The sequence below is a fragment of the Mycobacterium sp. genome, assembly GCF_036273375.1.
Taxonomy (GTDB): domain Bacteria; phylum Actinomycetota; class Actinomycetes; order Mycobacteriales; family Mycobacteriaceae; genus Mycobacterium.
The window spans coordinates 17858-31152 of sequence record NZ_DASUHS010000087.1 but is presented as its reverse complement, the minus strand read 5'-3'; the positions used below and the strand labels follow the sequence as shown (position 1 = coordinate 31152).

14 protein-coding genes are annotated in these 13295 nt (G+C 65.8%); 4 read left to right on the top strand and 10 right to left on the bottom strand.

Features of this window, described 5'->3' with window-relative positions:
- Nucleotides 1-2 precede the first annotated feature (2 nt).
- The 5 genes from VFW69_RS07605 to VFW69_RS07585 are packed head-to-tail and all read right to left on the bottom strand — an operon-like array spanning nucleotide 3 to nucleotide 4013.
- The gene (locus VFW69_RS07605) at nucleotides 3-875 is read right to left on the bottom strand and encodes an enoyl-CoA hydratase/isomerase family protein (protein WP_526499765.1); all 873 of its coding nucleotides are present in this window, start codon (nucleotides 873-875) and stop codon (nucleotides 3-5) included.
- 18 nt (nucleotides 876-893) lie between these two features.
- A complete protein-coding gene (locus VFW69_RS07600; protein ID WP_526499763.1) occupies nucleotides 894-1130 on the bottom strand; it encodes a biotin/lipoyl-containing protein in 237 nt (78 codons plus the stop codon).
- A complete protein-coding gene (locus VFW69_RS07595; RefSeq protein ID WP_526499761.1) occupies nucleotides 1123-2121 on the bottom strand; it encodes an alpha-ketoacid dehydrogenase subunit beta in 999 nt (332 codons plus the stop codon). Before VFW69_RS07595 ends, VFW69_RS07600 begins: the two co-directional genes overlap by 8 nt.
- A gap of 4 nt (nucleotides 2122-2125) precedes the next feature.
- On the bottom strand, nucleotides 2126-3106 hold the full coding sequence (locus VFW69_RS07590) for a thiamine pyrophosphate-dependent dehydrogenase E1 component subunit alpha (protein ID WP_526499759.1): 981 nt from the start codon (nucleotides 3104-3106) through the stop codon (nucleotides 2126-2128).
- Nucleotides 3107-3149: 43 nt separating this feature from the next.
- A complete protein-coding gene (locus tag VFW69_RS07585; RefSeq protein ID WP_067123252.1) occupies nucleotides 3150-4013 on the bottom strand; it encodes a mycofactocin-coupled SDR family oxidoreductase in 864 nt (287 codons plus the stop codon).
- Between the two features lie 259 nt (nucleotides 4014-4272).
- Here VFW69_RS07585 and VFW69_RS07580 point away from each other — a divergent pair, with 259 nt between their 5' ends.
- Together VFW69_RS07580 and VFW69_RS07575 are read left to right on the top strand one after the other, a co-directional pair.
- On the top strand, nucleotides 4273-5529 hold the full coding sequence (locus tag VFW69_RS07580; protein ID WP_526499756.1) for a CaiB/BaiF CoA transferase family protein: 1257 nt from the start codon (nucleotides 4273-4275) through the stop codon (nucleotides 5527-5529).
- A gap of 272 nt (nucleotides 5530-5801) precedes the next feature.
- Nucleotides 5802-6089 (top strand): ANTAR domain-containing protein, encoded by a 288-nt coding sequence (locus VFW69_RS07575; protein ID WP_526499754.1) that lies wholly within the window; start codon nucleotides 5802-5804, stop codon nucleotides 6087-6089.
- 235 nt (nucleotides 6090-6324) lie between these two features.
- Here the strand turns inward: VFW69_RS07575 and VFW69_RS07570 are convergent, their stop codons facing one another.
- Nucleotides 6325-8157, bottom strand: coding sequence for a DUF4407 domain-containing protein (locus tag VFW69_RS07570; protein ID WP_526499752.1), 1833 nt, complete (start codon nucleotides 8155-8157; stop codon nucleotides 6325-6327).
- A 225-nt stretch (nucleotides 8158-8382) separates the two neighbouring features.
- On the opposite strand from VFW69_RS07570, the gene VFW69_RS07565 reads away from it, so the two are divergent.
- Together VFW69_RS07565 and VFW69_RS07560 are read left to right on the top strand one after the other, a co-directional pair.
- Entirely contained in the window at nucleotides 8383-8940 is a 558-nt protein-coding gene (locus VFW69_RS07565; RefSeq protein WP_526499750.1) for a hypothetical protein, read from the top strand.
- A 110-nt stretch (nucleotides 8941-9050) separates the two neighbouring features.
- Nucleotides 9051-9479: a type II toxin-antitoxin system Rv0910 family toxin gene (locus VFW69_RS07560; protein WP_526499748.1), complete on the top strand. Its 429-nt coding sequence runs from the start codon at nucleotides 9051-9053 to the stop codon at nucleotides 9477-9479.
- Nucleotides 9480-9494: 15 nt separating this feature from the next.
- Here VFW69_RS07560 and VFW69_RS07555 read toward each other — a convergent pair whose 3' ends face one another.
- The 4 genes from VFW69_RS07555 to VFW69_RS07540 form a co-directional block, all read right to left on the bottom strand.
- Entirely contained in the window at nucleotides 9495-9770 is a 276-nt protein-coding gene (locus tag VFW69_RS07555; RefSeq protein ID WP_526499746.1) for a LapA family protein, read from the bottom strand.
- Between the two features lie 101 nt (nucleotides 9771-9871).
- The gene (locus VFW69_RS07550; protein WP_526499816.1) at nucleotides 9872-11614 is read right to left on the bottom strand and encodes a molybdopterin-dependent oxidoreductase; all 1743 of its coding nucleotides are present in this window, start codon (nucleotides 11612-11614) and stop codon (nucleotides 9872-9874) included.
- Nucleotides 11615-11920: 306 nt separating this feature from the next.
- Nucleotides 11921-12391 (bottom strand): nuclear transport factor 2 family protein, encoded by a 471-nt coding sequence (locus VFW69_RS07545; RefSeq protein ID WP_526499744.1) that lies wholly within the window; start codon nucleotides 12389-12391, stop codon nucleotides 11921-11923.
- Nucleotides 12388-13269, bottom strand: a complete 882-nt coding sequence (locus tag VFW69_RS07540; RefSeq protein WP_526499742.1) for an LLM class F420-dependent oxidoreductase — start codon at nucleotides 13267-13269, stop codon at nucleotides 12388-12390. Before VFW69_RS07540 ends, VFW69_RS07545 begins: the two co-directional genes overlap by 4 nt.
- Between the last annotated feature and the right edge of the window lie 26 nt (nucleotides 13270-13295).

The window sequence follows — 13295 nt, the reverse complement described above, 5'->3', positions numbered from 1 at the left end:
TCCTAAGTTGTTGCGGCGCCGTCGGTCTGGGCGGCGGCCGCGGCCTGGCGGCGGGCCTGCTCGGAGGGCAGCACCTTGTCCTTGAACACCGTCTGAATCAGCTCTTGCACATCCTTGCTGATCGAGGCGAGCGCGACGAGATCGTTGGAGCTCTGCCAGTGCACCCGCATGCCCATCAGTTCCCAGGCTCGCTTCAGGTTGGCCTTGGTGGCCAGCAGGGTCGTCATCGGTGCCTGGGCGATGTGCCGGGCGATGGCCTCGACCCGGTCGTCGAGTTGGTCGCGCGGGACGACCTCGTTGACGAGGCCGACGTCGAGCGCCTTCTTGGCGTCGATCACCTCGGCAAGGTACAGGTAATACGCGGCGCGCCGCCAGTTCATGAACACCCAAGGCTCGATGGAGCATTCGCCCGATGGCATGCCGAAACCCTGCAGGGGTGGGTAGGAGAAGTACGCGTCCTCCGATGCGATGACGATATCGGTCGTCAGCCCGTAGTGGGTGCCGCCGCCCACGCAGTAGCCGTGCACCTGCGCGATGGTCGGCTTGGAGAATTCCCAGAGGTTCAGGATCGGCTTGACGAAGAGGTCGGTCTGCGGCTTCCACGGCGTGCCCATCACCTTGGCGGCCTCGACGAACGACGGGTAGTCGACAGCGTTGTTGCCGATGGCGTGTCCCGAGCAGAAGCCCTTGCCGTTGGCCTTCATGATCAGCACTTTGATGTCGTAGTCGCGGTCGGCGTCCAGCAGCGCGGCGTCGACCTCCTCGGCCAGCTTCTGGTCCTGGGCGTTGGCCTTCTCCGGCCAGTTCAACGTGACGCGGGCGATCGGGCCCTCTTTTTCGTAGACGATTCTCTCGCGGGTCTCGTTGAGATCCATGGAACTTACCTTTCTTGGTTATGACGTGATGACGCCGATTTCGGCGCCGATGTCGTAGGTGGTCCCGACCTGGCCGGTCCAGCTCACGGTGCCGGACGCTCCCGCTTCGATTTCCTGTTCCACCTTCTCAGTCGCGATCACGTAGATCGGCGTCCCCGCCTCGACGTGCTCACCGGCGCCGACGAGCAGCCCGGTGAGTTCGGCTTCGGCGACCGCCACCGACACCCGGGGAATGCGAATGATGAAGTCAGCCATGCGCATTCGCCTTTTTGCACGTGCGCTGCGCCGCTTCCACGATGCGCGCCGGCGACGGATACACCTGTGCTTCGAGCGTCGCCGCGGCCGGGTTGGGCACGAACCGCGCGGCGACCCGCTCAATGGGCGCGGCAAGTTCACCGAACAACTCGGTGGACAGGATCGCGGCGACTTCGGCTCCTGGACCCGCGAATTGGACCGCGTCGTGCACGATGACGGCTCGGCGAGTGCGCCGGACGGATTCGACGATGGTCTCGACGTCCAGTGGCACCAGCGTGCGCAGGTCGATGACCTCGGCGCTGACGCCCCGCTCGGCCAGCGTCGCTGCGGCGGCGAGCGCGTCGTGCACGCAGCGTCCGTAGCCGATCACGCTCACATCGGTGCCTGGCCGTTTGATGTCGGCCTGCCCCAGCGGAATCGAGAAGCCGGGATCGACGGGGACGGGCCCCTTCCTGCTCTGCAACCGGATGGTTTCGACGAACAGGCAGGGATCGGGATCGAAGATCGCCGACGTCAGCAGTCCTTTCCCGTCGCGCGGCGTGGACGGCACGATCACCTTCATCCCGGGGATGTGCATGAACCACGCCTCCAGGCTCTGCGAATGCGTCGCACCGGTGGCCAGCCCGGCGTACACCTGGGTGCGGACGGTGATCGGCGCCGACGTGCGCCCAGCCGTCATGAACCGGAGTTTGGCGGCGTTGTTGATCAGCTGGTCGGCGGCGATGCCGATGAAATCCATGATCATGATCTCGGCTACGGGCAACAGCCCATCGATGGCGGCGCCGATAGCCGCGCCCAGGATCGCGGCCTCCGAGATCGGGGTGTCGAGGACGCGTTCGTGCCCGTACTTAGTCGACAGCCCCGCGGTCGGACCGGATGCACCGGGGTCGGCGATGTCTTCGCCGAGCAGAAACACCCGCTCGTCGGCCGCGAGCGCCTGATCCAGCGCGAGATTCAGTGCCTCGCGCATCGTCATCTCTTTGTCGTCCATGCCTTTACACCGGGAATTTGATCGGAGTTGCGTACACGTCCCGGTCGAGTTCGTCGACCGCCGGGGAATCCGCGTTCATCACGGTCTGCAGCGCGGATTCCACCGTTGCGAGAGCATCGTCGTCGATGCGGGCGAGTTCGTCTTCGCCGCAGATGCCGGCGTCGGCAAGATGCTCGCGGAAGCGGGGCACCGGGTCGGCAGCCATCGCCGCTTCGAGTTGTTCGGCGGGTATGTAGGGCATCCGGTCGCCGAAATAGTGGCCGCGGAAGCGGAAGGTCACGCACTCGATGAAGGTGGGGCCGGCACCGCCGCGGGCACGCTGCAGCGCGGCATCGAGCGCGGCTTTCACCGCCAGCGGGTCGTTGCCGTCGACGCGAACGCCCGGCATCCCGTAGCCGGCGGCCCGGTCGGCCACCCGCTCGAGCTTCATGGTGTCGCCGGTCGGGGTCATCTCGGCGTACAGGTTGTTCTGGCAGACGAACACCATGGGCAGGTCCCAGAGCGCGGCCATGTTGGCCGCCTCGTGGAAGGAGCCGGTGTTGGTGGCACCGTCACCGAAGCTGACCACGGTGACGCGATCGAGCCCTTTGCGCTTGGCGGCCATCGCCAACCCCACGGCCACCGGTGGCCCGGCCCCGACGATGCCGGTCGAAAGCATCACGCCGGCCTCGGGTTTGGCGATGTGCATGGTGCCGCCCTTGCCGCGGCTCGCGCCGACCGTCCGGCCCATCATCTCGCCGTAGATCTCCTCGAGCGGCACTCCCTTGCCGATGAGGTCGTGCAATCCGCGGTAGGTGGTCACCAGCTGATCGTCGGGGCGCAGCACGACACCCATCGCGGCGGCGATCGCCTCCTGACCGCGCGACGGCCAGTACACGCACATGAACTCCCCGGTGCCGATCCCCTTGGACAGCCGGTCGTCGGCCGCCTTCATCAGCACCATGAGCGCGTACAGGCGCTGTTGCATGGAGCGGTCGTCGGTCATCGCGTAGTCCCGTTGTGGTTCAACCCGATTGGTGTCACTGCCGTCACGCGCCCGACCATGGCTTGACCTTGAGGAAACCGCCGCCGTCCACGCGCAGTTGCTGGCCGGTGATATAGCGGGCCGCGTCGGATGCGAGGAACAGCACCGCCTCGCTGATGTCCTCGGGCTCGACGTAGGGGATCGGCATCGCCTGGACGAACGGGAAGATGGGTTCGGCGTCCTCGCGAGTCGGCTCCTTGAGGTCGGGCCGGAAGGCCCGGTACATCGGCGGGCTGTGCAACATGTCGGTGTTGACGTTCGTCGGATGCACCGCGTTCATCCGGATGGAGAACGGGGCCAGCGCTAAGGCGAAGTCGTTGACGTAGTGCGCGGCAGCCAGTTTCGCGAAGGCATAGCCGGCTCCGCCGGGGCCGCCGTCGATGCCGGTGGTGTTCATCGACGACATGAATGCGGCGTTGGAACCGATCACCACGATCGACGCGCCGGCCTCCAGGTGTTTCAGGCTGGCATGGACCAGGTTGAGCACGCCGACCAGGTCAACGTCGACCGCGTCGGCGAAAGCCTTCGGTGGCAGGCCCGCGGTCAGTGGGCAGATGCCGGCGTTGGCCACCACGACGTCGAGGTGGCCGAATTCGGCGACGCCCTCGTCGATGGCCGCGGACAGGGCGACGCGGTCGCGAACGTCGGCGATCGCGGTGTACGCGCGCTGTCCCTCCTTTTCCACCAGCCGCGCCGTTTCGTCCAGGTCCTCGGGGCGGGCCAGGGGGTACTCATTGGTGTCGATGTCTGTGCAGAGGTCTACGGCAATGATGTCCGCCCCTTCGGCGGCCAGCATTCGCGCATGCGAACGGCCCTGACCCCGCGCGGCGCCACTGATCACGGCCACCTTGCCCGTTACCCTGCCCATCGCCCGTCCTTCGTTCGTGTGTCTACATCACGACCCGCATTGGGGCCCAACGCCATTCGCTGCGGCGACTGATGTTGCAGCGGAACTGAATCGAATCCTCGCCCGTCCGCGCCGGATTACGGCACGCGGTCATCGCGGCGGGCGTCGAAATGAGACCTTCGATCGGCTCCATCGCATCTCTTCCACGAAAAACTGCGCTGACCTGCAGATGGGCTATCACTACGCCCAAGACTAGCTAGAATATCTAAAATAGCAAGGAATGCTCGCGGCGAGGGGGTTGGCGATGTCTGGCGTGCACGGCGGAGTGCTTCAAGGTGTGCGGGTTGTCGAATTGGCGTCGTGGACCTACGTGCCCTCTGCCGGTGCCGCCCTGTCGGACTGGGGTGCCGACGTCATCAAGGTGGAAGGCGTCGCCACGGGCGATCCCGGGCGCGCGCTGGTCGTCGGTGGGTTCACCCGGCAAGCGGCTCGCCCGGATGCCGACTTCATTCTCGAGCTGGGCAATCGCGGCAAGCGCAGCATCGCCATCGACATCAAGTCGGAAACGGGTCGCGAGCTGTTCGGCCGGCTGTTGGCCAGCGCGGATGTGTTCTTGACCAATTGGCTGCCCCGCGCACTCGAACGGGCCCGATTGACCGTCGAGGACATCCGCTCGTTCAACCCGAAGATCATCATCGCGCGCGGTACCGGCCTGGGGGTCCGCGGTCCCGATCGCGATCGCGGCGGATTCGATGCCGCGACGTATCTGGCGCGCGGGGGGGTCGCCTACACCCTCACGCCGTTCGGCAGCGAGACGCCCGCGGTCCAGGGGCCCGGCTTCGGTGACCTGCAGGGTGGGGCAACGCTGGCCGGCGGCGTATGCGCCGCGCTATTTCACCGCGAACGCACCGGCGAACCGACCATCGTCGACTCTTCGCTGCTGGCGCAGGCGATGTGGTCGATAGCGCCGTCGATCTCGGCCGCCGACTTCTTCGATATCGATGGGATCCCGGGCGCACCGCCGGGCCTGGCCATCAATCCGCTCGTCAACCGGTACAAGACCAAAGACGGCAGGTGGATCCAGCTGGTGTTCTTACAGCCCGACAAATTCTGGGTGGGCTTCTGCCAGCGCATGGGCCTGGCGGAACTGGCCGACGATGAGCGATTCGTCCCGTCCGGCAACTTGATCGCCAATGCTGCAGCGGCGACCGCGCTGCTGGCGAATACTTTCGCACGTCACGACCTCGCACATTGGCAGGCGGTGCTCGAGGACGAGCCGGGCGTGTGGGGTGCGCTGGCGACGCCACGGGAAACCCTCAACGACCCGCAAGTCGAACCAAACGGATACGTGGTCACCAACGTCGACGACCACGGCGAAAAATACCGAATCGTCGCCGCGCCAGTGCAATTCAACGAGACTCCACCGACCCCCGCGCGCGCCCCGGAACACGGCCAACACACCGAAGAGATCCTGCTGGAACTCGACATCGACTGGGACGACATCGCAAAGGCGAAGGCGGCCAAGGCCATTCTCTAGGGCGCCCGGTGAACACGGTCAGCAATTAATTGCGCTGTTTCACAGCCCTTTTCGATACCACGTGTCGCGAATTTTCTTGATGAGCAGCCGATTCCAAAACGGTCACGGCCGTGTATCAATGTCAATGGTGGACTGGCACAACGCGGCGGATCCGCAAATCATTGCACAGGGCGCCTTTTGGGGACTGCGACCGCGACGAAGCGTAACGCACGGATTCCTGCCGCTGTTCGGGTAGCGGTTTCGCAAGGGCGCAGCAGGAGGTATCACACAGCATGACGACGAACTGGGTCCCCGCCCAAACTTCATATGGCCCGAACTCCGGTCGCATTCTTGACACCGCGCGGGGAATTCTCATCGGCCTTCGCCGGTGTCCTTCCGACGCCGCTTTGGACGAATTGCACAACGCGGCGATACGGCACAAGGTACCGGTATTCGCCATGGCATGGGCACTGGTCCACTTGGCGGGTGACGGCGAGAAGACTCCCAGCTTCGTCGACGCGCAGTCTGCCGCCCGCCGCGAGTGGGGTCCGCTGTTCCAATCCGCCGCTCTGACCTGCTGAGGGCGCGCCAAGACGTTGGGGCGGCCGAGCTTTCGAGGGGTAACCCGGCCGCCTCCAACTCCAACTCCAACGACATCGTCTACAACATCAACCCGAAAGCGCGTTCGGACGGTAGCGCTTTCGGGCTGCGGTTGCCGACGACGGCGGCAACCGCCTGTCGGACCGCACCGGCATGACCACCTGGCGGGCATTCTGCCGAAACTCTCCGAAGTCTTCGATTTCGAATAACGGCAGGCTATTTCGGCGGCGGCAGCTGGCGCGGGCCGTCGGGCGGACCCAATTCGGGCGGCCCGTCGCGCTTCGTCAGCGCACGCCGACCGCCGCCGCCCGCCGATTCCACGGACAACCGGCCCGCATCATCTCCGGACCGCCGCAAGGGCGGGTGGGAATCGCGACCCGCAACCTGTCGGCGTGCACGGCGGTCGGGTTGTTGCCGCGATGAGGTGACGAAGTCCGTGCTTGGCGAGCTGGTTTCGGCGCTCGCGGGGCGTCCAGACAACTGGGTTTCTGAGGCCTCGGAATTGACCGCCACCTTGCGGGTGCGCTTGAGCGTGAACGTGATCTCTTCGGTTTCTTCGAGGACGCCTTCGAACACCTGGCGGGCGGTGCGCAGTGGCGCAGTGGTGGTGTCGATCACCTTCGCCACGAACGGCGGCACCAGCGGGCGAATCCAGCGGGCCGCGGCCTTGGTGGCGTCCGGGATCGACGGGATCAAGGGGGCATCCCGTTCGTCGTGAGCTTCGACCTCGCCGGCCGGCGACAGGGGAGCGGGCAGGTTCTCCGGAACGTCGGAGGCCTGGGCAATGCCCAAGCCGGCGGCCGGTTCCGGGGCAGGCAGTTGGGTGATCGCCCGGCTGGCCGCCTCGGCTTCGGCGGCGATCGGCAGATACACGTCGTCGTCGCGCGGCTCGAAGGCCCGCTGCGACGGCGCGTGCACCGCAGTGTCCAGAGCTTCGGAAACCCGGCGGCGTTGTTGCTCGCGGTCGATCTCGGTCTGCGCCTCAATGGCAAACCGCGCCTGCGTCAGTTGGTGCTCGGCCCAGAGGATTTCGGCCTCGCGGCGCACCTCGGCGCGCTTGACGGCGATGGCGGTGTCCGCGTCGAGTTCGGCGCGTTCGCGCTCGACGCGGGAGGTGGCACGGCGATCGTGGGTTGTCTCACCGCGCCACAAACCCAGGATCAGGGGCGTCAGGTAGAGCAGCACGCACAGAGCGATCGTCACCAGCCGCAGGGTCATTGCCCCGGCATCGGCGGAAGTGAACTCGTTCATCGCGACCCAACGTGCGCCCACGCCGCGGCCTGCATCAGCCACGACACCGTCCCGGGCGTCGCGCAGCGCTAGCTCTTCTCGTGAAATCCTGGCGTCCAGGTCTGGTGCGCGGCTGTCCCGCGTCGCCAGCGCGGTGTCCAATTCATGCTGCGCATCGGCGAGAAGCTCGTTGGCCGTGCGTGTTTCCGGCCCGGCACCGGGATCACCGGTGATCCGGGTCTGCGGGCAGCCGGGCGTGGGATGGTATTCGCAGCGGGCGACGACCAAGGCCTTGTCCTGGCGGTCACGGGCCTGCGCGACCGCGCCGTCGAGCGCGGAGCGCGCAGCCCTGGATTGCTGCAGGGACGCCGATGCCTGCGCGACTGCGGGGACCGATTCGGCGTTGCGCAACGCTCGCTCATCGAGACGATGGTCGATCGAGCTGGAAAGAATGACCAGTGCCGCGAGTTCACCGACGACCACGCCCACCGCCGCCGCCACCGCGGCGCGGCCCATCACACCGGGGCGGCTCCGTTTCGGCCCGGGGATGGTGCCGCGGGTGACGGCGCCGACCAGTAGGCCGAAGACGAGGGTGAGCGGCGCGACGGCCGGCAGCGGCCAGCGAGCCGACCCGCTGATCGCCAGGATCGCGACCAGCCAGGCCAGCACCGCGCCCAACAACGCGACCGCGCCGGCGACAGCGTGCGTTGACCGTTCGTGGCGTTCACCCAGCTCGCGCCGGTGTCCGCCACCGAGCCAGATGAGCACCCCCGACACGTGGGCCAGGCCCGTGCGCTGTTCAGTTACTTCCTGGGCCATGAGACTGAAAACACCTCCAACATCAAGCCTCGCAGGCGACCGCCCGACACATCGAATCGAAGCGCCGCGTCTGTGATGCGCTTCACAAATTCGCGGGATCGACGCGGATCGCCCCGGGCATCGATCGGATTTGCTGGTTTAACGAAGAGGGGTCTGACGCGGGATTCGTGCGACGCGAGCAGATCAGCGACCGTTCCGGCAGGCGACATGAGACGGTATAAGCCTATGACGAATCACGATTATGTCACCTACGAAGAGTTTGGCCGCAGGTTCTTCGAGGTCGCTGTCACTCCGGAGCGGGTCGCTGCCGCGCTGGCCGACATCGCCGGCAGCGAGTTCGCCATGGAGCCGATCGCTCAGGGGCCCGGCAGAATCGCCAAAGTCAGTGCCAACGTCAAAATTCAAGAGCCCCGGGTCACGCGCCGGCTGGGCGACAGCATCACCTTCGTCATCCACATTCCGCTCTCGATCGACCTGCTGGTCGACCTATGGCTCGACAAGCAGCGTTTCATGGTCTCCGGGGACATTCAATTGCGCGCGACCGCGCGAGCTGCCGAACCGTTGTTGCTGATCGTCGACGTCGCCAAACCGCGGCCTTCCGACATCACCGTCAACGTCTCGTCCAAGTCGATCCGTGGCGAGGTGCTGCGAATCCTGGCCGGTGTCGACGGTGAGATAAGGCGATTCATCGCGCAATATGTCGCCACCGAGATCGACGCGCCCCAGTCGCAGGCCGCGCAGATCATCGACGTGTCCCAGCAGCTGGAACAGGTCTGGCCCTGAGTGGGCAGCCCCACGAATACGCGCGGCGGTGTCGGGGTACCCCGCCATGGTTGTGCGTTTGTCTCCCGTGCGCCGGGTGACGGCGTTTCTGATCGCCAGGGAGGAAGACATTGGCAACCGTAGATGTCGCGGTGTCGTCGCAGGTAGAACCGGAAGCGGCTTGGAAGCTGGCATCCGACCTGGATCGGTTCGACGAGTGGATGACGATTTTCGCCGGTTGGCGGGGGCCGGTTCCCGACACCATTGAGAAGGGCACCTGTGTCTCGTCGTGCGTCAAGGTCAAGGGCTTCCGCAATGTCATCCACTGGCAGGTCACCCGATACGACGAGCCCAAATCGATTGAGCTGCAGGGACGCGGGCGCGGCGGTATCCGCCTCACGGTGGCGATGACCGTCACCGATGATCACCCTGGATCAACGTTCCACCTCACCGCCGATCTCGGTGGCGGCGTACTCAGCGGACCGGTCGGGGGATTGGTCGCCCGGGTTCTGCGCTCCGATGTGCAGAAGTCTGTGAACAACCTCGCGGCCCTGCGATAGCCGCTGCAGGCCGCGTTATCGAACCGGTCGGCGGAGCACCCATTCCCGCTCGGCATCGCGAATTCGCCTGCCGTCCATCGCAAGCCAGGACAGGCCGGCCCCGAACGCCAGCATGGAGATGATGGCGGAAACAACACCTGCGCCGGCCTCGCCAAGGGCGAAATTGGTCACGCAGACCGCGAACGCCAGCGCGGCAACCACTACCACGAGCAGCCCGGGAGTTCGCGCCGCTGTCCATTCATGCGTGTACCGGTCAGCGGTCCGATCGTGGTCGACAGGACCATGCCTCATGGGCGTCTCCTCCGCTGTCACATCCGTTTCGCCGATGTGTTGGAGCTACCCAAAAGGCCGTTCGGACAAACGACTTGGCGGAGGTGACGCGCGGCTGCGGCTCAGAGTGTTTGGTGGCGCCCGAAGTACTTGTGGTCTTCGCTGTAACCGCCATAACCGCTGCCGATGTCGTGGTAGTCGGCGACGAATTCAATGCCTTTGATCCACTTCACCAATTTGAAGCCGTGCTGCAATTCGTTGCGCAGCCGCAGCGGTCTGCCGTGCATGTAGGGGAGCTGCTGGTCGTTCATGTTGTAAGCCAGCATCGTCATGTGGTGATCCATCTGGCCGATGTGATGGGCGTTGTAGTAGATGCCGCCCGTGGCGCCCAGACCCATCGAATAGAAGACCGCCCATTTCGCTTCGGGAAGCGGTTTGACGATGTCCATGATGGTTTGCATTTGCACGCCACCCCATTTGGCGACGCCTGACCACGCCTGGATGCAGAAGTGCTGGCTGATCTGCTCGTGGTAGGGCAACGCCATCAAGTCCTCGAGTGAGAACTCCATCGGGTTCTCGACCAGGCCATAGACCTTCAGCCGCCAGTCTTTGAAGTCGTCACGCTCGAGTTCCTTGTACTCGACGGTCTCCGGCAGGCGGCCGTTGCGCCAGTGGTGCGGCGAGATGTCCTTTTCCGTGAAGGCGCCGGGTTTGGGGTCCAGCCGCTCGAGCACCCGCTGGAACGGTCCAACGAGGGCGTACCCGACCCGCTGAACCACCCGGGGGTGCTTGATGGTGAAGGGAGTGGCCCACACCCACGCGATCGCGGTCAGCACCATGGCCGCGGCGAAGATGCCGAAACCGACCCAGCTGTTGTCGTCCCGGGAGGCGAACATGTGGTTGAGATTCCGCAGGGCCTCGGTGGTCAAAACCATCGTCACGTGCACCAGGATGAAGAAGAGGAAGTACACCAGCACCACGAAGTGCAGCGAGCGCGCGTGCTGAATGCTCAGGCGTTTGCTCAGCCAGTGCACGCGCTGCGACAGCGCCGGCGACATCCCAAGGCCGGTGATCAGCGCGGCCGGGGCGGCGATGAAGACCGTGGTGAAGTAGGACAACAGCTGCAGTCCGTTGTAAGCGACCCAGCCGTTGTCGGTTGGCCAGTCCAGTGACAGGTACTGAATGGCCACCGACGCCGCGTTGGGGAAGACGTCCCAGCTCATCGGCACGATGTGGCGCCATTGACCGGTGGCGAACAACAGCACGTAAAAGACCGCCCCGTTGACGAGCCACAATACGTCAACGCCCAGATGCCACCACCGGGCCAGCCCGATGGAGTGCCGGAAGCCGGGCAACCCCAGCTGCGGTGGCAGGGCGACGGTATCGGCGTTGGCGGTCCACAGATCGTCGTCCGGGACCGGTGGGCCCACCCGCAGCCACTCGTCCTTACCGGGGGTGGCGTTGCGGCTGAAGTACAGCCGGGGATGGTCGCAGAGAATCTGGATCCCCGTCCTGATGATGAACATCATCATGAAGAGGTTGAAGAAGTGCGTCCAGCCGATCCACGCCGGCAGGCCGGGGGGTATGCCGGCATTGTCCGACCCCGGGTAGCGGTGGATGAACGACTGCACCGCCGCCACGTTGTGCAGGCCTTTGCCAACGGCGATCCCGGCGATCAGCACGGCAAAGCCGATCGGGATCAGCCACAGCAGGTTGAACCAGCGGTCGCGGCCGATGCGCAGCTTCGGGGCGGTGGCCCGCCGGGTGAGATCGAAGCCGCCGCCGTAGTGCTCCACATCGATAATGTCTTCGGCGGTGTGTATCTCGTCGCGGTAGTCCGGATTGGACGTCAGCGGCGTGCCCACTGCCAGCGTCGATACCGAGCCATGCTGCGCTGCTCGCCCTCCACCGGTCCCCGCGGAATCAACGGTGTTCGTCACGGGGCCGAAATTACACGAATGCACCTGGATTAATTGGAGCCAGTCGGGAACCAACGCTGTGGTCGTGGCGCCCGTGCGGGCAGGAATGGCCGGGGAGCGCGCAGAGCGCGCAAAATCCGGCGGGCTCTCGGCAGCGTTAGCCGCACTTACCCAAGGAAAACCGCGATTTGCGCCGCAGATAAGAACCGATGAGTTTTGCTGTGAGTGTGCGCATAATTTACTGCCAACACGCTAGGCGGGGTCATGCGGCAGCAGCCGGCGAACCGGGCGGGTCTCGATGGCGTTGACCGTCAATGCCCTGCGGCTGATCCGCCAGCCCGCGTCGGTCAGCAGATATTCGTCGTCGTAGCGCAGGTGCCACGCCACGTCCACCAGCTCACCATCGCGCTCGCTCCAGTGGTGCGCGACGGCCGCGATCCGTCCGCGGGCGGTGCCGGGTTGCGCGGCCGCGTCGTACACCTCACCGATGATCGCGTGCTCGGTGCGGGCGACGGCGGCGACGGCCGCGATCCCGGTGGTGATGGATTGCTGGCCGCGATGCGACTGGATTGGCCGCAGCTCGGCCGGTGGTGCGGGCACCACCAGCTCGGCATCGACAGTGAAAAGCCCTGCAACAGCTGTGAATTCGCGGTCATCGACGTAGGCGGCGTACCGGTGCACCAGATCGCTCAGCGCGGCCCGCTGTTCGGCCGAAAGCCTCATGAGCTCAGGGACAGCCGTTGCGCACACGCCGACAACAGGTCCTTCGCGTGCTCGATATCGGTGGTCGGCGGCATGGCCAGCACCAGACGGTCGGCGCCCTGATCGACGAGGGCGGCCGCGCGCTCGGCATCGATCTTGGTGACCGCGTGGCCCAATGACACCTCGAGCGCCGACGGATCACGGTCCGCCGACGATGCCTCGTCACGCATGAGCGCGATGAGCGCCGCGAGCCGGGACCCCGTCACCCCCAACGGCTGGAAGCCGTCGCCAAGGCGCCCGGCGCGGCGCGCCGCGGCTCGACTGTGCCCGCCGATGTGAATCGGCAGGCGCTCCGCCGCAACGGGTTTCGGGTAGCACATGATGTTGTCAAAGTCGAAGAACTCGCCAGTGAAGCACGCGCCATCGGGCCGCGGCGCCCACAACTCCCGCAGGACAGCCAGCTGCTCGTCCGCGCGCCGCCCCCGGCTCTCGAAGTCCACATCACAGGCGGCCAGCTCCTCCTTCAGCCAACCCACACCCACACACAGGCGCAGTCTGCCGCCCGACAGGGCGTCGACGGTGGCGGCCCGCTTGGCCAGCACCACCGGGTGGTGGTTGGGCAGGACCAACACGCCGGTGGCCAGCCCCAGGCGGCTGGTGTGGGCGGCTAGAAAAGCGAGCAGGTCAAGCGGGTCCGGGATGGGGCAGTCCGGCGCCAGGCCGACGCGTCCCGAATTGTCGTAGGGATAGACGCTGTCGTAGTGGGTGAGCAACACGGTGTGCTCGACAGCGACGATCGATTCGAACCCGCACGCTTCGAGGTGGCGCGCGAAGGCCACCATCCAGTCGGGGTCCGCAGTGACACCGTCGCCGACCGGGGCCACGACTGAGACCTTCATGGTTTTTGAAGCTAACAAGGCCCGAG